At 71.0% G+C, this 17,275-nt stretch carries 15 protein-coding genes; 10 read left to right on the top strand and 5 right to left on the bottom strand.

What is annotated here, in order from left to right; translation table 11 throughout:
- The first annotated feature begins 14 nt into the window (after positions 1 to 14).
- On the top strand, positions 15 to 1,307 hold the full coding sequence (gene gabT / locus FIU83_RS04640) for a 4-aminobutyrate--2-oxoglutarate transaminase (protein WP_152482982.1): 1,293 nt from the start codon (positions 15 to 17) through the stop codon (positions 1,305 to 1,307).
- 292 nt (positions 1,308 to 1,599) lie between these two features.
- Positions 1,600 to 2,214, top strand: coding sequence for a hypothetical protein (locus FIU83_RS04635; RefSeq protein ID WP_152482981.1), 615 nt, complete (start codon positions 1,600 to 1,602; stop codon positions 2,212 to 2,214).
- A 22-nt stretch (positions 2,215 to 2,236) separates the two neighbouring features.
- Here FIU83_RS04635 and FIU83_RS04630 read toward each other — a convergent pair whose 3' ends face one another.
- The 3 genes from FIU83_RS04630 to FIU83_RS04620 form a co-directional block, all read right to left on the bottom strand.
- The gene (locus tag FIU83_RS04630) at positions 2,237 to 3,316 is read right to left on the bottom strand and encodes an ion channel (protein WP_172976013.1); all 1,080 of its coding nucleotides are present in this window, start codon (positions 3,314 to 3,316) and stop codon (positions 2,237 to 2,239) included.
- Positions 3,317 to 3,407: 91 nt separating this feature from the next.
- Complete coding sequence (locus FIU83_RS04625) at positions 3,408 to 3,650, bottom strand: GlsB/YeaQ/YmgE family stress response membrane protein (protein ID WP_108444788.1); 243 nt, start codon at positions 3,648 to 3,650, stop codon at positions 3,408 to 3,410.
- Positions 3,651 to 3,759: 109 nt separating this feature from the next.
- Positions 3,760 to 4,308: a DUF924 family protein gene (locus tag FIU83_RS04620; RefSeq protein ID WP_152482979.1), complete on the bottom strand. Its 549-nt coding sequence runs from the start codon at positions 4,306 to 4,308 to the stop codon at positions 3,760 to 3,762.
- An 82-nt stretch (positions 4,309 to 4,390) separates the two neighbouring features.
- Between FIU83_RS04620 and FIU83_RS04615 the strand changes: the two genes are divergently transcribed.
- From FIU83_RS04615 to FIU83_RS04585, 7 genes are all read left to right on the top strand, one after another.
- The gene (locus FIU83_RS04615; protein WP_152482978.1) at positions 4,391 to 4,609 is read left to right on the top strand and encodes a hypothetical protein; all 219 of its coding nucleotides are present in this window, start codon (positions 4,391 to 4,393) and stop codon (positions 4,607 to 4,609) included.
- 100 nt (positions 4,610 to 4,709) lie between these two features.
- Positions 4,710 to 6,104, top strand: a complete 1,395-nt coding sequence (locus FIU83_RS04610) for a YcjX family protein (RefSeq protein WP_152482977.1) — start codon at positions 4,710 to 4,712, stop codon at positions 6,102 to 6,104.
- Positions 6,101 to 7,189, top strand: a complete 1,089-nt coding sequence (locus FIU83_RS04605) for a TIGR01620 family protein (RefSeq protein ID WP_152482976.1) — start codon at positions 6,101 to 6,103, stop codon at positions 7,187 to 7,189. The genes FIU83_RS04610 and FIU83_RS04605 overlap by 4 nt, the downstream gene beginning before the upstream one ends.
- Before the next feature lie 80 nt (positions 7,190 to 7,269).
- Positions 7,270 to 7,710 (top strand): universal stress protein, encoded by a 441-nt coding sequence (locus FIU83_RS04600; RefSeq protein ID WP_152482975.1) that lies wholly within the window; start codon positions 7,270 to 7,272, stop codon positions 7,708 to 7,710.
- A 122-nt stretch (positions 7,711 to 7,832) separates the two neighbouring features.
- Positions 7,833 to 9,773 (top strand): exoribonuclease II, encoded by a 1,941-nt coding sequence (locus FIU83_RS04595; RefSeq protein ID WP_152482974.1) that lies wholly within the window; start codon positions 7,833 to 7,835, stop codon positions 9,771 to 9,773.
- 136 nt (positions 9,774 to 9,909) lie between these two features.
- The gene (locus FIU83_RS04590; protein ID WP_152482973.1) at positions 9,910 to 11,034 is read left to right on the top strand and encodes a glycosyltransferase; all 1,125 of its coding nucleotides are present in this window, start codon (positions 9,910 to 9,912) and stop codon (positions 11,032 to 11,034) included.
- Complete coding sequence (locus FIU83_RS04585; protein ID WP_152482972.1) at positions 11,031 to 12,062, top strand: lysylphosphatidylglycerol synthase transmembrane domain-containing protein; 1,032 nt, start codon at positions 11,031 to 11,033, stop codon at positions 12,060 to 12,062. Before FIU83_RS04590 ends, FIU83_RS04585 begins: the two co-directional genes overlap by 4 nt.
- A gap of 9 nt (positions 12,063 to 12,071) precedes the next feature.
- Here FIU83_RS04585 and FIU83_RS04580 read toward each other — a convergent pair whose 3' ends face one another.
- On the bottom strand, positions 12,072 to 13,385 hold the full coding sequence (locus tag FIU83_RS04580; RefSeq protein ID WP_152482971.1) for an HlyD family type I secretion periplasmic adaptor subunit: 1,314 nt from the start codon (positions 13,383 to 13,385) through the stop codon (positions 12,072 to 12,074).
- Positions 13,369 to 15,120: a type I secretion system permease/ATPase gene (locus FIU83_RS04575; protein ID WP_253939536.1), complete on the bottom strand. Its 1,752-nt coding sequence runs from the start codon at positions 15,118 to 15,120 to the stop codon at positions 13,369 to 13,371. The genes FIU83_RS04580 and FIU83_RS04575 overlap by 17 nt, the downstream gene beginning before the upstream one ends.
- Before the next feature lie 263 nt (positions 15,121 to 15,383).
- On the opposite strand from FIU83_RS04575, the gene FIU83_RS04570 reads away from it, so the two are divergent.
- Complete coding sequence (locus FIU83_RS04570) at positions 15,384 to 17,252, top strand: cellulose binding domain-containing protein (protein ID WP_152482970.1); 1,869 nt, start codon at positions 15,384 to 15,386, stop codon at positions 17,250 to 17,252.
- Positions 17,253 to 17,275 lie beyond the last annotated feature (23 nt).

The following is a 17,275-nucleotide window of genomic DNA, read 5'->3' as shown; positions in this document are numbered from 1 at the left end:
GACAGGAGAGATTCATGAATAACGCCCAACTCAACGACCTCAAGCAGCGTTACGTGGCCAGCGGTGCCGCGAGCCCGGCCACCCAGTTCGCCGACCGCGCCGAGAACGCCCTGATCTGGGATGCCGACGGCAACCGCATCATCGACTTCGCCGGCGGCATCGGCGTGCTCAACATCGGCCACCGCCACCCCAAGGTGGTCCAGGCGGTGAAGGACCAGCTGGACAAGGTCATGCACACCTGCCAGACCGTGATGCCCTATGAGGGCTACGTGAAGGTGGCCGAGAAGCTCAGCCAGGTCACCCCGGTGCGCGGCCATGCCAAGGTGATGCTCGCCAACTCCGGCGCCGAGGCGCTGGAGAACGCGGTCAAGGTCGCCCGTGCGGCCACCGGCAAGAACAACGTCATCTGCTTCGACGGCGGCTACCACGGCCGTACCTTCATGACCATGGCCATGAACGGCAAGGTGGCGCCCTACGCCACCGACTTCGGCACCATGCCGGGCAACGTCTTCCGCGCGCCCTATCCGGTGCCCTACCACGGCGTCAGCGAGGACGAGGCCCTGCGCGGCCTGAAGATGGCGCTGAAGACCGATGCCAACCCCCGCGACACCGCGGCGATCGTGCTCGAACCGGTGCTCGGCGAGGGCGGCTTCTACCCGGCACCGGCCAGCTTCCTCAAGGCGATCCGCGAGATCTGTGACGAGCACGGCATCCTGATGATCATCGACGAGGTGCAGTCCGGCTTCGGTCGCACCGGCAAGCTATTCGCCATCGAACACAGCGGCGTCGAGCCGGACATCATCACCATGGCCAAGAGCATGGCCGACGGCATGCCGATCTCCGCCGTGGTCGGCACCGACAAGCACATGGACGCCTCCGGCGGCAACTCGCTGGGCGGCACCTACACCGGCAGCCCGGTTTCCTGCGCGGCGACCCTGGCGGTGCTCGAGGTGTTCGAGGAGGAGGACATCCTCGGCAAGAGCCAGGCGCTCGGCGACAAGCTGGCCAAGCGCTTCGCCCGGTGGCAGCAGGACTTCGACTGCGTCGACAACGGCCGCAACATGGGCGCCATGGCCGCCATCGACCTGGTCGCCGACAAGGCCAACCACACCCCGGACGCCGACCTCGCCGCCGCGCTGTGCAAGAAGGCCCGCGAGAAGGGGCTGATCCTGCTCTCCTGCGGCCTCTACGGCAACACCATCCGCTTCCTGATGCCGGTGACCATCGAGGACGAGGTGCTCGAGGAGGGCCTGGCCATCGTCGAGGCGTCCCTCAAGGAGCTGGTCGGCCAGCCCGCCACCGCCTGATTTCCCCGACGGGGAAGACGGCACGCCCTCACCGCCCGGCTGGAGACAGTCGGGCGGTGCTCGTTAGGCCCGGCGAATCCAGTCACGTCACTCGAGGCCAATCCGGTGACAGGTCCCGAACTGTCGGACCATCGGGGAGGCGCTGTAAACCCATCCTTGGGCGCTTCCGATGCCATCCCTGGCATAGGACCTCCCCTTCGACCTGTCCCCGGCGCCTCTCGTTTGGGGACGAGACGCTTGCCAGGCCACCGCCCGGTCGGGAAGATAGTGGCGTCCAACGCGAGGTCATGGCGTGCTACTCAGAACTCTCTCCCTGCTGCGCTCCCTGCAGGGCGCCCATCACACCACCCAGGATGCCCGGGCCCGGATCCAGCAGGCCTGCGACTACCGCTGGCTGGCGAGCCAGCTGCCCCACGGGGTGATCGTCCCGCGGGCGACGCGGCTCGATGACGGCACCCCGGCCGTGCCGGTGATGGTGCCCTTCGTCGCCACCCCCGAGCGGCGCCGCGGCGGCCGCTGGCCGGCGGATCCGGAGGCGCGGGAGCGCTGCTACGTGGAGGGCGGCCACGCCTGCCGGGCCGCCGGCGCCCCGGGCTACCGGACCCTGGAGAGCCTCTCCCAGGGGCTGGTGCAGGGCGGCATGGCGGTGCTGAAGGACGCGGCGCGCTTCCAGTACCTGGAGGAACGCGAGGCCCTGCGTCTCACCTGGCGGCGCCTCGCATCGCTCCCGGCGGACCTCGCCGGGGGGCTCGGCGGCCGCCTTGCCACGCCCGACAGCGAGCGTCACGGCCTCTTCCTGCTCGAGCTCAGGCTGCCCGCCGCCCCCAGCGACATCCGGCTCGAGGGCGACTGGCTGGATCGCTGCCTGGATCGCTACCGGCGCATCCTGCCTGCACCGGCCGACTGAGCCGACCGCGGGAAGCGCCGCGTCACCCCGCCGGCTCCCCGGTCAGCTCGGCGGCCAGGTACTCGGCGATCTCCTCGGGGGAGAGCCGGCGCCCGGCGATGTAGAAGACCTCGTCCCCCGCCGCCAGCAGCACCTCGTCGTCGGGGTTGAGCACCGGGTAGGGCGCCTCGCCCTGACGAATCGCGATCAGCGAGGCACGGCAGCCCCGACGCAGGCGACTCGCCACCGAGGCGACCGACTGGGGGGCCGGCAGGCTCGGCAGGCGGGTCGAGTACTGGGTCTGTGCCTGGTCGGCGTCGACCAGCAGGCGGATGACCTCCTCGCTGCCGGGGTCGACGGCGGCCTTGACCAGCATCTGCTGGTGCAGGGAGGGAATGACATTGACCCTGGGACAGTGAGTCTCGAGCAGCCGCCCCACCATCTGGTTCTTCACGTAGGCGGTGATCCGACAGTGCGTACCGACCAGCGCCGACAGGTGCATGCAGACGAGGTTGGTCTCGCTGTCGTCCTCGACATCGACCACCACCAGGGAGGCGTCCTTGACCGCGGCGCGCTCGTAGAGCGACTCGTCCGACAGCGAGGCGGCGCGGAAGTACTCCACGCCCTGCTCGAGGAAGGGGTTGCGGGACGGCGCGCCGCCATCGACGCAGAGCGCGACCAGTTGACCCGGCCGCGCCTCCTCGCGCACCTGCTCGACCAGCGAGGCCGTATAGGCGTTGTAGCCGACGATGACGATATGATCCTTCTGCACGATCGATTGCTCCCCGTTGAGTCGCCGGGTGAACTGCGCGATCACCGAGGCGGAGGCCTTGCCCAGCAGGGTGGCGAAGAGCCCGATCCCCACCGGAATGATGAAGCACACGACCATCAGCTGTCCCCCGCGGGTCACCGGGGAGGCGTCCCCGTAGCCCACGGTGGAGGTGGTGACGACCATGTAATAGAGGAAGGCGGTTGGCGAGGCGACCAGCGCCGTCTCCCCGGCGAGGGTGAGGCCGAGCCAGGAAAGCAGCAGGTAAGCCAGCAGCAGCAGCCCGAGCACCCGCCAGCCCATGTCGGCGATGCCGCGAATCAGCACGGCGCCGAGGCGTTTCAGTACGTACATGCGAGGCCCTTGCGATTGCCAGGCCCGACGGGGCCATGTGGATCGGCCGCCCGCCGGGGCCCTGAACGGCCCCGGCCGGGCGGCTAGCGCGTCATGCCTTCTTGACCTTGGCGATGACCCACAGCAGCACCACGGCGCCGACGATGGCGGTGACCAGCGAACCGACGAAGCCGCCGGCATGCAGGCCCAGCAGGTTGAAAAGCCCGCCGCCCACCACCGCGCCGACCACGCCGACGCCGATGTTGCCGAGCAGGCCGAAACCGCCGCCGCGCATGATATGGCCGGCGATCCAGCCGGCCAGGCCCCCGATGATGAGCCAGGCGATGATACCCATGGAACACACTCCTTTTCTGCGGGATGGCGCGAAGGCCACGAGGCCTCGATGGTGCCTCGGCGGCGGGCGGGAGAAAAGCCCGGCGTGCCGGCCCCGTCGATCGCGGCCGCTAGAACCGCGATCCGGGCCGATCGAGGAAGGCGCGCTCCGCGGGCGTCGAGTCGCGCCCCAGGGCGTCGTTGCGATGGGGATAGCGTCCGAAGCGCTCGAGCACGTCGCGATGACGCTGCTCGTGGCGCAGGTTCTCCTCGAGGCCCGGCTGGGCGAACAGGCGCAGCGCCTCGTCGTGGATGCGCAGCGACTCGCTGTGCATGTAGGGCATGAAGAGGAAGGCGCGCCAGGGCACGTCGAGCAGGCGATCCGCCTGGTGAGCGACGGCCTCCTGCGCCAGCACCAGGGCCAGCGGGTCCCAGGCGAAGGCCCGCCCTGAGTCGCGATGGATATGGCGAGGGAACTGGTCGAGCACGATCACCTCGGCCAGGCGCCCCCGGGCCGAGGCCCGCCACTGCCACAGCTCGCCGCGCCCGGCCGCCGTGAGCAGCGGCTCGAAGCGCCGCGCGATCTCGGCGTCCAGGCCCGCGTCCTTGCGAAACCACTGGGCGGGCTTGAGCTCCCCGAACCAGAAGTCGATCACCGTCTCGGGACGATGCTCTTCCATAGGATCCTCCTCATGCACCGGGACGAAGCTGATACCATCAGAGGGTAGCCGTCCCCCTTCTCACCCACCACCAGGGAGTCCCATGACCGCCTTCGAACTGCTGCAGATGCTCGGTTATGTCTTCAACATCCTCGGCCTGCTGATCTGCATCGGCGGGCTGACCCTGGCCCGGCGCCCGGAGCAGCGCGTGCTCGGTCGCGGCCTGGCGGTGCTGGGGTTCGTGATCGCCGCCACCCCCCTGCTGCTGCAGCTGTTCGGGCTGGTCCAGCCGGTCCCCGCGGGGGCGATACCGCCGCGCTAGCCCGACGGCGCCACCGCGGGCGTTTCATCGACGCGTCCCTTGTCAGGGGCCGTCACGACCCGCACATTAGGGCGACCCAAGCCGCCTGCCAGGATAGCCGATGCGCCCCTCCCTGCCCCGTGACCTCCAAGACCTGCTTGAGCGCGGCCGCGACCGCCAGCTGCGCCTGGCGGTGACCGGCCTGTCGCGGGCGGGCAAGACGGCCTTCCTGACCTCGCTGGTCAACCAGCTGCGCCACGCCGGCCTGGAGGCGCGCCTCGACCTGATGCCCGCCGCCCGGGAGGGGCGGCTGCTCGGCGCCCGCCGGGTCCAGCAGCAGGACCTGGGCGTGCCGCGTTTCCCCTACGACCAGGCCATGGCGGCCCTGGACGGCGAGCCACCGCGCTGGCCCGAGCCGACCCGCGGCATCAGCGAGCTGCGCCTGACCCTGCGCTATCGCCCCACGCGCAGCGGCCTGCTCGGCGGCGAGACCCGCCAGCTGACCCTGGACCTGTTCGACTATCCCGGCGAGTGGCTGCTCGACCTGCCGCTGCTCGACCACGACTACCTGAGCTGGAGCGAGGCCCAGCGCCACGACGAGGGCAGCGCGCGCGCCGCCCTGTTCGCCGACTGGCGGGCGGCGGTGGACGGCCTCGACCCCGCCGAGGAGGTCGACGAGGCGCGCCTGGCCGAGATCGCCGAGCGCTACGCGAGCGGGCTCAAGGCCGCCCGGGAGGCCGGCTTCGCCGACCTGCAGCCGGGGCGCTTCCTGTTGCCCGGCGAGCTCGAGGGGGCCCCCGTGCTGCAGTTCTTCCCGCTGCCCGGCATCAAAGAGGTCGACCGCGAGACCCTCGCCGCCCTCCCGGCCGAGAGCCTCTACGCCACTCTGGCGCGGCGCTTTCGCCACTACCAGCAGCATATCGTGCGCCCCTTCTACCGCGAGCACTTCCGGCGCTTCGATCGCCAGATCGTGCTGGTTGACGTGCTCGGTGCCCTCAACGCCGGCCCCGAGCGCTTCGAGGACCTCTCCCGGGCGCTGACGCGACTGATGCAGAGCTTCGACTACGGCCGGCGCAGCCTGCTGACGCGCCTCTTCGCGCCGCGCATCGATCGCCTGGCCATCGCCGCCACCAAGGCCGACCACGTCACGCCCGAGCAGCACGACCGCCTGGTCGCCCTGCTCGAGGCGCTGCTGGCCGAGCCCCTGAAGGACCTGCGCTTCGCCGATGTGCCGGTGCGTGCCCTGTCGCTGGCGGCGATTCGCGCCACCGAGCACCGCGAGGTCCACCACCGGGGGCAGCCCTCGCCGGCCCTGCGCGGCACGACGCTGGACGGCGAGGCGCGGCTGCTGTTTCCCGGCGAGCTCCCCGCACGCCTGCCCCGGGCCGACTTCTGGGCCCGCCAGGGCTTCGCCTTCACCGCCTTTCGCCCGCTGCCCCGGGAGCCCGGCACGCCCCTGCCCCACATCCGCATGGACGCCGCCCTGGACTGGCTGATCGGAGACAAGCTGCCATGACCCCGCCCCGCGAGCCCGACCCGCGCCCCGGAGAGCACTTCGCCCTCGATGAGGCGCACGACGGCGCGCCCCACGACGACACCGGCCCCGCCGACCCGCGACCCGGCCGATCGTTCGATCAGGCGGCGCCGAGCCGCCCACCGACCGCACCGGAGCCCCAGGCAGAGCGCGAGGCTCAGGCGCTGGAGGCCGGCCTGATGCGCCCGCGCAAGCGCCGCTGGGGACTGCTCGCCCTGCTCGGCGGCAGCCTCGGCCTCGGCGCGCTGGAGGCCGGCCATCGCCTGTATGCCGCGAGCCTCGGCGGCGACTGGCTGGCCGGCGCCTGGAGCCTGCTGCTCGTGCTGGCACTGGCCCTCGGCGGCACGGCGCTGGCGCGCGAGCTCGCACGTCTTCGCCGCCTGAGCCGCCACGCCACGCTGCGCGCGCGCCTGGCGGCGCTGCCCGAGGCCTCCCCGGCCCAGGCGCAGGCGCTCGCCGAGCGGCTGCGCCGCGGCATGGCCCTGGACGACGACCATCCCCACTGGCAGGCCTTCCTGGCGGCCCGGGAGCCCCACCACGACGGGCGCGACGTGCAGGCCCTGCTCGACCACCACCTCCTCGCGCCCCGGGATCGCGAGGCGAGCCGGCTGATCTCGCGGATGTCCGGCGAGACGGCGATCATGGTGGCGGTGAGCCCCCTGACCCTGGTCGACATGGCCCTGGTGGCCTGGCGCCACCTGGCGATGGTCGACCGGCTGTGCCGGCTCTATGGCCTGGAGCTCGGCTACGCCGCGCGCCTGCGGCTGCTGCGCCGCGTGCTCTACCAGATGGCCTTCGCCGGCGCCAGCGAGATCGCCGGCGAGGCCAGCATGGAGATGCTGACGATGAACCTCGCCGGCAAGCTCTCGACCCGCGCCGCCCAGGGGCTCGGCATCGGGCTGCTCGGCGCGCGGCTGGGGCTGCGCACCCAGCGCCTGGCGCGCCCGCTCGCCTTCGCCCCGGACGAGGCGCCTCGCCTCGCCGACCTGCGCCGCGACCTCTGGCGCCAGCTGAGGCGCCTGGAGGCCAGCGACGAGCGCCCCCGGGAGACGCCACGCGATGCTTGACCCGAATCATGGCGGCCGCCCGTGAGAGGACTAGGCTCATCGGTAGGAAGCCCACTCTCGTCTCGCCTGGAGGTCCGCCCATGTTTCACTCCATCCTGGTCCCCATCGACGGTTCCGAGCACGCCAAGAAGGCCCTCTCCGTGGCCTGCCAGCTGGCCAAGCCGGCGCAGGCGGCGCTGATCCTGCTGCACATTCCCGAGAAGCTCGCCCACGAGACGCTGATGGTCTGGGGCATCGGCGCCGTCGACCTCAAGGCCTCCGAAGCGGAGCTCGAGGCGGCCGGCCGCCAGGTCGTGGACCGCGCCGAGGAGGTCGCCCGGGACGCCGGCATCCACCATGTCGAGACGATGATTACCCAGGGTGACCCGACCCGCACCATCCTCGACGAGGCGCGGCGGCGCGACGTCGACGCCATCGTGATGGGCAGCCGGGGCCTGGGCGATCTCCAGGGACTGGTCGTCGGCAGCGTCTCCCACAAGGTCGGCCACGCCGCCGACTGCAGCGTGATCACGGTGCGCTGAGAAGGGGCGCCGAGAGAGGCGCGACGCAAGCGCTTGATTCGCCGTGGGCGCGCCCCGTGGCGTTTGGCGCCGGGGGCGCGAATCCGTATAGTGGCCCCCCTACTCGCCAACCGATCGTGACCATGCTGCAGAACAATTCGGCGCTTGCTCAGCTCAAGCAACAGATCCGCGACAACACCCCTCGCGTCGAGGGTGTGATCAAGGCCACCGACCGGGGCTTCGGCTTCCTCGAGACCGACGACGGTGACTCCTATTTCGTGCCGCCCCCCGCCATGAAGCAGGTGCTGCACGGCGATCGCGTCGAGGCCATCCTCCATGAGGAGGGCGACAAGACGTCCGTCGAGCCCGATACCCTGATCGAGACCGGCATGGAGCGCTTCATCGCCCGCGTGCAGAAGCGCGACGGTCGCCTGGCGGTGATCCCCGACCATCCGTCGATGAACGCCCCGCTCAAGGCACGCATCAAGCGCAGCCTCGACGAGGCGAGCATCGGCGACGGCGACTGGGTGGTGGCCCGCCTGGTCCGCCACCCCTTGAAGCCCGATGATCGCGCCTTCTTCACCCAGATCGACGAGCTGGTGGCCAAGACCGACGACCCTGCCGTGCCGTGGCGCGTGACCCTGGCGCGTCATGCCCTCGAGCAGGAGTGCCCGGACGCCGGCGACGACTGGCCGCTGCGCGACGAGGGCCTTGAGCGCGAGGACCTGACCGCCGAGCCCTTCTTCACCATCGACGGCGAGAAGACCCGGGACATGGATGACGCCCTGCGCATCCGGCCCCGCGAGGATGGCGGCTGGTCGCTGACCGTGGCCATCGCCGACCCCACCGCCTACGTGGAGGAGGGTCACGCCGCCGACCTCGAGGCACGCACCCGCGCCTTTACCGTCTACCTGCCGGGCCAGAACGTCACCATGCTGCCCGAGCAGCTGGCCGATGACCTCTGCTCGCTGTGGCAGGACCGGGACCGCCCGGTGCTGGCCTGCACCCTGGAGATCGGCGCCGACGGCAGCCTCGGCGACTACCGCTTCTTCGCCGCCACCGCCCGTTCCCACGCCAAGCTGGCCTACGACCGGGTCTCCGACTGGCTCGAGGGCCAGGGCGACTGGGCGCCGGAGGCGGCGATCGGCGAGCAGCTCAAGGCGCTTGAGGCCATGACCGAGGCGCGCAGCGCCTGGCGCGCGGCCCACGCCCTGGTCTTCAAGGACCGCCCGGACTTCGTCTTCGACCTGGACGACGCCGGCAACGTGCTGGACATCCGCACCGAGCATCGGCGCATCGCCAACCGCATGATCGAGGAGTCGATGATCGCCGCCAACGCCTGCTGCGCGCACCTGCTCGCCGAGCACGTCGGCCACGGCATCTTCAACGTCCACCGCGCCTTCGAGCCCGAGAAGGCCGAGGCCGCCCAGGAGTTCCTGGCCGAGCAGGACATCCAGGTCGAGCATGAGCAGCTCACCGAGCTCTCCCGCTACACCGAGCTCAAGCGCGAGCTCGAGGGCCGCGACGACGCCTGGCTCGACGCCCGCCTGCGCCGCTTCCAGGGCTTCACCAGCATGTCGGCACAGCCTGGCCCGCACTTCGGCCTCGGCCTCGCCGCCTACGCCACCTGGACCTCGCCGATCCGCAAGTATGGCGACATGGTCAACCACCGCCTGATCAAGCGGGTGCTCAAGGGCGAGCAGGCCCCGGCCGAGGCCAGCCAGGCGCTGACCGAGCAGCTCACCGAGCGCCGCCGGCTCAACCGCATGGCCGAGCGCGACGTCAAGGACTGGCTCTACGTGCGCTACCTGACGCCCGCGGCCGAGGCCGGCGAGACCTTCGAGGCCGAGATCATCGCCATCAACCGCGGCGGCATGCGGGTCCGGCTGACCGCCAACGGCGCCACCGCCTTCGTCCCGGCCCCGCTGATGCACAGCGACCGCAAGAAGGTGGCGATCGACGACAAGGACGGCCGCATCCAGATCGAGGGCGAGGAGCGCTTCAAGCTCGGCGACGTGATCCGCGTGGCGCTGACCGAGGCCCGCGAGGAGACCCGCTCGCTGGTGGGTCGCCCCGCGGTCTGATCCCCTCCCGGCGGGCGTGACCCGCAGGCGACACGCAGGACGGCGACCCTCGGGTCGCCGTCCTGCGTTGGGCTGTCGCAAAACTGTCGCAGGAGGGCCCTAGGCTGGCAGGACACGCCAGCGCCAGGAGGGCTCCTTGCACATCGTCGACGTCACCATGTTCCATGCGCCCGCCAGCGGCGGGGTGCGCACCTACCTCGAGGCCAAGCGGCGGGGGCTGGCCAACCGACCGGGCCTGCGTGGCAGCCTGCTGGTGCCCGGCGCCGAGCGCGGTGCCCTGGGCGTGGTGCATACCCTCCCCGCCCCGCGGATTCCCCTCGGCCAGGGCTATCGCTTCCCGCTGCGCCGCGGTCCCTGGCGCGAGGCCCTGGTGGCGATGCGCCCCGACCTGATCGAGGCCGGCGACCCCTACGTCACCGCCTGGGCCGCCGTGGAGGCCGGCCAGGCCCTGGGCGTGCCCACGGTGGGCTTCTTCCACTCCGACCTGCCGCGGCTCATGGGCGATCGTTTCGGGGCCGCGGTGCGCCGGCGCCTGCAGCGCTACGTGGGCGAGCTCTACGGCCGCTTCGACAGCGTGCTGGCCCCCTGCACGGCCATGGCGGAGCGCCTGGCCGACTGGGGCGTGGCGCGGGTGCGGGTGCAGCCGCTGGGCGTCGACCTGGCGGCCTTTCACCCCCGTCATCGCGACCCGACGCTGCGCCAGGCGCTGGGCGTGCACGACCGGAAGCGCCTGCTGGTCTTCGCCGGCCGTCACTCCCCGGAGAAGCGCATCGACGTGCTGATGGCCACCATGGCCCGCCTGGGACCTCGCTACCACCTGCTGCTGATGGGCCCCGGCATGCCGAGCCGGGCGCCCGGGAACGTCAGCGTGGTGCCCCGCTACTGCCCTCCCGCCGAGGTGGCCCGGGCGCTCGCCAGCGCCGACGCCATGCTGCATGCCGGCACCCGCGAGACCTTCGGCCTGGTGGCCCAGGAGGCGATGGCCTGCGGCGTGCCGGTGGTCGCGGCCCGGGCGGGGGCGCTCAAGGAGTACGTGCCGCTCGGGGCCGGGGTCCTCTGCCGCCCGGGGGATCCCGACGACATGGCCCGCGCCGTGCGGGAGCTCTTCCTCAACGATCCCGCCGCCATGGGCCGCCACGCGCGACGCCACGTGGAGCGTCACTTCCACTGGGACACCGTCATCGACGACCTGTGCCGACACTACGCCGGTCTGGTCGACGACGAGGCCGGCGCCGCCGTCGCGCGTGCCGAACGGGCATGAGCGGGCCGGCCAGGGCGATCGCCTGGCGACGGCGCCACCTCGGCCTGCTGGGCCTGGCGCTGCTCGCCCCCCTCCTGGTGACCGGGTGGCTCGGGGGGCGGGGCACCCTCGCGACCCTCGGCGACTTCCCCGCCACCCTGCTGGCCCTGATGGTCGGCATCGCCGTGGTGTGCTGGAACCTCAACGCCCTCCGCTGGCGCCTGCTGCTCTCGGGACGCGCCGGACGCCTGGGACAGCGTGGCGCCCTGGCCCTCGAGATGGCCGCCAAGTTCGCACTGTGTGCCACGCCGGGCGGCACCGGCGGCGCCGCCACCTTCCTGCTGCTGCTGGCTCGGCGCGGCTACCCCCCGGCGCGGGCCACGGCCATCTACCTGGTCGACCAGTGCTGCGACCTGTTGTTCTTCGCCGTGATGCTCGCACTGCTGGTGGCCGCGACCCTGGTCGGCGCCGTCGACTGGCCGCATCGCCTGCTGATCGGCGCCGCCCTGCTCGGCCTCGGCCTGCTGCTGGTCGGCCTGGGGGCGATACTGGCCTGGCTGCCCCGGCTGCTGCGGCGTCGCCCCTGGCTCGCCTGGCCGGGCCTTACGCGGCGGCGGCGTATCGCCCGCCAGCTGCTGAGCGGTCGCCGCACCCTGATCGCTACCCTTCGCCTGCCGCCGCGGATACTGGCGGCGATCTTCGCCCTGTGCTGCCTGCACTGGCTGCTGCGCTACAGCCTGCTCTACCTGGCAGTGCTCGGCATCGCCGGCCAGGACGAGACGCTGGGCGACTGGGCCTGGACCTTCGTGGTGCAGATGCTGGCCATGGCGGCCAGCCAGTTCAGCGTGTTGCCCGGCGGCGCCGGTGCCGCCGAGCTCAGCGTCGGCGCCCTGCTGCTGCCGCTGCTGGCCCGCGACCAGGCGGCCGCCGCCGTGGTGGTGTGGCGCCTGGTCAGCTACCACCTCTACCTGCTCGCCGGGGCGCCGGTCTTCCTGGCCCTGCTTGGCCGGGCGCTGCGGCGGCGAGGGCGTGACTCGCGCGCGGCCTGATCGGCGGGCTCAGTCGGCCCGCATGGCCCGCGCCAGCATGTCGCTCACCGGCTTGGCCAGGTAGCTGGCGAAGGTGCGACTGGCGGTCTGCAGCCGCACCTCGGCGGGCATGCCCGCCTGCAGTCGCATCGAATCCGGCATCGACTGGCGCTCCGCCTCGCTGACCCGGATCCGCACCTCGTAGTAGCGCTGACCGCTGCGCTCGTCGGTGAAGCTGTCGGCGGACACCCGCTGCACGGTGCCATCGAGGAGCCTCGAGCGGCGACGGTTGAAAGCGCTGAAGCGGATCTCCGCCGACTGGCCGGGATAGACGCTGTCGATGTCGCGGTCGTCGACCCGGGCCTCGACCACGAAATCTCCGCCGCCCGGGACGATCTCCAGCAGCGTGGTGCCGGGCTCGATCACCGCGCCGCGGGTATGCACGGCCAGGCCGACCACCGTGCCCGCGGCCGGCGCCTCGACCGTGGTGCGGCGCCGCTGGTCGCGCAGCGCGGTCATGCGCTCCTCGGCGTCGGCGATCTGGCGCCGGGTCTCGCGCAGGCGCTCGCCCACCTCCTGGCGGAACTCCTCGACGCGCACCCGCTTCTTCAGGTCGTTCTCGCTGATCTGCGATCTCAGCCGCGCGATCTCGGTGCGATGCTGCTCGATCTCACCCTGATACTGCAGCACCTCGCGCTCCAGCTCCCTCAGCCGGCGGTTGTCGCCCAGCCCGTCCTTGAACAGCGAACGATAGGCCTCGGCATCCTCGCGCAGCGAGGCAAGCTGCTCGCGGCTGACCCGAATCATCGCCTCGCGCCCCTCGATGCGCTGGCGCAGCTGCTCGCTCTGCTCCTCCAGCGACGCCAGCGCCCCCTCGAGGGCCTCGCGCCGCGAGAGGAAGAGCCCGCGCTGGACCGCCTTGAGCTGTGCGATGCGCGGCGACTCGGCGTCGGCGAGCTGATCGGGGAACGTCAGGCGCTCGTCGCCGGCCTGCTCGGCCATCAGCCGGGTCTCGGCGGCGCGATTGATCAGGAACTGCGAGCGTGCGATCTGCAGCCTCGACTCGACCTGGGTCGGGTCGAGCACCAGCAGCGTCTGTCCCTCCTCGACGCGATCGCCCTCCTCGACCGCGATGCGTCGCACGATGCCGCCTTCCAGGTGCTGCACCGTCTTCTTCAACGAGGCCACCTCGACCCGGCCGGAGGCGATGACCGACACGGCCAGCTCGGCCGAGACCGCCCAGCCGCCGAAGCCGAGCACGCAGACCAGCACCAGCGCCAGCCCCGCGAGGCGATGCCGCCGGTCGTCGACCGGTGGCCGGGGATCATCATGTGTCGGCTGCATGGGCGCCTCCCTGGGTGGTGGCTTCGCGTCGTTCCTGTCGCCGGGCCGCCATCCGCTCCAGCACCCGGTCCCGGGGGCCGAACAGCGACACCCGCCCGTCGTCCAGCACCAGCAAGCGGTCGACCCGCTTCAGCACGCCGCTGCGATGACTGATCACCAGCAGGGTCACGCCATCCTGCCGCAGGGCCTCCATGGCCTCGGCCAGGGCCTGTTCGCCGCGGTGGTCCAGGTTGGCATTCGGCTCGTCGAGCACCACCAGCACCGGATCGCCATGCAGCGCCCGCGCCAGGCCGATGCGCTGGCGCTGGCCGGCCGAGAGCAGGCCGCCGCCCGGCGCCAGCCAGGTGTCGTAGCCGTCTTGCAGCCGCAGGATCATGTCGTGGACCCCGGCGCGGCGCGCCGCCGCGATCACCCGCTCGCCATCGACCTCGGCGAAGCGGGCGATGTTCTCCGCGATGGTGCCGGCAAACAGCTCGACGTCCTGGGGCAGGTAGCCGAGGTGGGGGCCCAGGACGCCGCGGTCCCAGCGCGCGATATCGGCGCCGTCCAGCCGCACGCAGCCTTCCTGGGCCGGCCATACGCCAAGCGCCAGGCGCGCCAGGGTCGACTTGCCGGCGGCGCTGGGGCCGATGATGCCGACCTGCTGCCCCGGGGCGATATCGAGATCGATGCCGGACAGGATGGGCCGCCGTCCGCCCGGCGGCCCGGCGGTCACGCCCTCCAGCGTCAGCCGCCCCCGGGGGGCCGGCAGCGACATGGGAGGCGCGGGCGGCGGCGCCTCGCGGAAGATCGCCTGGAGCCGACGGTAGGCGGCCCGGGCCGCCACGATGCTGCGCCAGCCGCCGACCAGCTGATCGACCGGCGACAGCACACGGCCCAGCAGGATGGAGCCGGCGATCATCATGCCGGCGGTGATGCGCTCCTCGAGCACCAGCCAGGCGCCGAGCCCCAGGATCATCGACTGCAGCAGCAGCCGCAGCGCCCGGGTGAGGCTCGACAGCATGGCCGCCCGGTCGCTGGCCTTCGACTGCTGCCACAACCCGCGGCGATGGTGCGACAGCCAGCGCCCGGCGATGCTCGACAGCATGCCCATGGCCTCGAGGGCCTCGGCGTTGCGCAGGTTTTCCGCCGCCCGCTGACGGGAGGCCGCCATCTCCTGCCCGGCGCCCTCCAGCCAGCCGCGGGTGGCCTTCTCGCTGATGACCACCAGCGCCAGCAGCAGCAGGCCGGCCACGGTGGCGAAGACGCCGAACCAGGGATCGAACAGGAACAGCAGGGCCAGATAGACCGGCACCCAGAGCACATCGAAGAAGGCCAGCAGCGCGCCGCCCGCCAGCCCCTGGCGCAGGCTGTCGAGATCGTCCAGCGGCCCGGCTCCCTGCCCGCCCGCCTGGCGCAGTCCGCGGCGGAACATCGCCGCGTGCAGGGGGCCGACGACACGCTCGTCGAGGCGGTTGGCGAGGCGCACCAGCACGCCCGCTCGCACCCACTCCAGCCCGCCGATCACCACGAACAGGAACACCGCCAGCAGCGTCAGCATCAGCAGGGTGGCCTCGCTGCCCGAGGTGATCACCCGGTCGTACACCTGCAGCATGTACAGCGCGGGCGTCAGCAACAGCAGGTTGAGACACAGGCTGAAACCCGCCACCCACAGCAGCGAACCGCGGCACGCCTGGCGCGCGCTGTCCAGCGGCGTCTCGGCACCCTCCTGACGCATCCTTCGACCGTTCAACACCTCAGTGGCTCTCCCATGCCGTGCCACGACCTCACTCATCGGCCGCAAGATTGACGCTATTTTCTTCTTATACAACACTAAAAATGACGCCTTCATGGCGTCAGATAGTGGAAAAATAACCGCCACCAAACCCTCATATCAACCCATGGAATTCGTCTCAAAATGACGACAGAAAGAACTCGTAATTTCGATAAATATCTCGCGAGGATTCAGGGCATGTATATCCCGAAATGTCGCCATCTCATGACAGGAGGATTCAATCAATGAGTTCGACGATAGAGGTAGACACTTCGACCTCCGCCGAGGCGCTCGAGAGCCTGGTACGGGAGGCCGACTCGGGCACGACCCTTCGGCTTGCCGCGGGTGACTTTCGCTTCGACGACTCGATCACCATCGAACGTTCCGACATCTCCCTGGTGGGTGCGGGATCCGGCGAGACGCGCCTGACCTTCACCGATGAGGCACTGTCGCGGGACAACGACCAGGCGATTCACCTGGACGGCAGCGAGAATACCGATATCGGCACCCTGTCGGCGGATGCCGACAGCGGTGATAGACGGCTGACGCTGAAAGACCATCCTGACCTTTCCGTAGGCGATACGCTCCGCCTGTGGCAGGACAACGATGACGCCTTTTTCGATGACATCGGTGACAGCTCCTGGCGCAAGGTCGAGCACGCCGAACTGCGTACCAGCATGGCCAAGGTCGCCGATATCGATGGCGACCAGATCACGCTTGATCGGGGAGTACGCTTCGATTTCGCGGCCGGAGAGACGCGGGTCGAGCGCCTGGAGAGCGTCGATGACGTCACCCTGGAAGGCTTCAGCCTGAACTTCGAGCTGGGCGAGGCCGACCCGTCGCGCTTCGAGAACGTCCGGGATGACCTGAGCGACTATCACGCCGTGCATCTCGAAGGTACAGTCAACGCCCGGCTCGACGACCTTCGGGTCATCGAGGGCCCCTCCACCGCCTTTCGCCTCTCCCGTGCCCTGGACACCCGCGGCGAGGAGCTGGAGGCCCATGGCGCCCTCAACAAGGGCGGCAACGGCAACGGTTACGCCTTCGAGCTTCACGAAAGCTACGACGGCACCTTCACCGGACTCGAGGACAGCGGCATGCGCCACGGCCTGGTGTTCGCCTCCTGGCGCTCCTCGGTCGGCAACGAGGTCGAGATCGCCTCGACCGACCGCGACGTCAACTTCCACGGCGGCCGGGATCACGACAACAGCGTGCACGTGCTGCAGTCGATCCGCGATCCGGAGGCGGACGAGCTGTCGCCGGCGCTGTACGTCAACGAGGACGGCGAGAGCTTCGGCGCCCCCACCGACCCCGACGCCAACGAGGTCCTCTTCGACTACCTGATCGGCACCCGGCGCTCGGACGAGGTACAGGGCTCGGACGACGGCGTCTACCTGAACGGCGGCCTGGGCCATGACCACCTCCAGGGCGGCAGCGGCAACGACCTGCTCCAGGGCGGGCCGGGCGACGACTGGTACGACGGCGACGATCGGCTGGACGGCGGCGAGGGCGTCGACACCGCGCGCTACACCGGCAGCCTCGACGAGCATGAGCTCGCGATGTCCCACGACGGCGTGATCATCACCGGCAAGGGCAGCGAGGACACCCTCACCGACGTGGAATTCGCGGTCTTCGGCGATGGCACCACCCTGCACACGGCGTCGGGGAACCTGTTCCGCGGCGAGTCCATCGACGCGCCAGAGCCCGGCGAGATCCTCGGCGGCGACGGCGTCAGGCCCGCCATCCTGGAGGACGACGCCGAGCTGCTGGTGACCGGCAACGTCACCAGCCAGTGGTCCTCGGGCTACGTGGCGGAGGTCTTCGTCGAGAACGTCTCCGATGACGACATCGTCGACCCTGAGCTTGGCTTCGATCTGCCTGCCGATCTCGACACCCTGTGGAACGGCATCCCCAGCGAAGGCGACGGCGGCACGCGGGTGCAGGACAACAACGCCAACACCCTGGCCCCAGGCGAGGGCTGGCGCTTCAGCTTCAAGGCCTACGGCGACGACGAGCTGCCGGCCGAGATGAGCGCCGAGACCGGATCGGGCCAGGCCCTCGAGTTTCAGGTGCTCGGCCTGGGCAACACCAGCGTGGAAGAGGTGGCCGGCTAGGCGCCGCCCTCGCCGTCCTGGCC

It is taken from the genome of Halomonas sp. THAF5a, assembly GCF_009363755.1.
Taxonomy (GTDB): Bacteria; Pseudomonadota; Gammaproteobacteria; order Pseudomonadales; family Halomonadaceae; genus Halomonas.
The sequence above is the reverse complement of the archived record's forward strand: the minus strand, read 5'-3'. Positions and strand labels throughout refer to the sequence as shown.

Excerpts from the sequence above, each read along its gene's own strand:
- FIU83_RS04605 (WP_152482976.1), top strand. The coding sequence starts at position 6,101 with ATGACCCCGCCCCGCGAGCCCGACCCGCGCCCCGGAGAGCACTTCGCC.
- FIU83_RS04615 (WP_152482978.1), top strand. The coding sequence starts at position 4,391 with ATGACCGCCTTCGAACTGCTGCAGATGCTCGGTTATGTCTTCAACATC.
- FIU83_RS04585 (WP_152482972.1), top strand. The coding sequence starts at position 11,031 with ATGAGCGGGCCGGCCAGGGCGATCGCCTGGCGACGGCGCCACCTCGGC.
- FIU83_RS04625 (WP_108444788.1), bottom strand. The coding sequence starts at position 3,650 with ATGGGTATCATCGCCTGGCTCATCATCGGGGGCCTGGCCGGCTGGATC.
- gabT (WP_152482982.1), top strand. The coding sequence starts at position 15 with ATGAATAACGCCCAACTCAACGACCTCAAGCAGCGTTACGTGGCCAGC.
- FIU83_RS04630 (WP_172976013.1), bottom strand. The coding sequence starts at position 3,316 with ATGTACGTACTGAAACGCCTCGGCGCCGTGCTGATTCGCGGCATCGCC.
- FIU83_RS04580 (WP_152482971.1), bottom strand. The coding sequence starts at position 13,385 with ATGCAGCCGACACATGATGATCCCCGGCCACCGGTCGACGACCGGCGG.
- FIU83_RS04595 (WP_152482974.1), top strand. The coding sequence starts at position 7,833 with ATGCTGCAGAACAATTCGGCGCTTGCTCAGCTCAAGCAACAGATCCGC.
- FIU83_RS04570 (WP_152482970.1), top strand. The coding sequence starts at position 15,384 with ATGAGTTCGACGATAGAGGTAGACACTTCGACCTCCGCCGAGGCGCTC.
- FIU83_RS04610 (WP_152482977.1), top strand. The coding sequence starts at position 4,710 with ATGCGCCCCTCCCTGCCCCGTGACCTCCAAGACCTGCTTGAGCGCGGC.
- FIU83_RS04600 (WP_152482975.1), top strand. The coding sequence starts at position 7,270 with ATGTTTCACTCCATCCTGGTCCCCATCGACGGTTCCGAGCACGCCAAG.
- FIU83_RS04620 (WP_152482979.1), bottom strand. The coding sequence starts at position 4,308 with ATGGAAGAGCATCGTCCCGAGACGGTGATCGACTTCTGGTTCGGGGAG.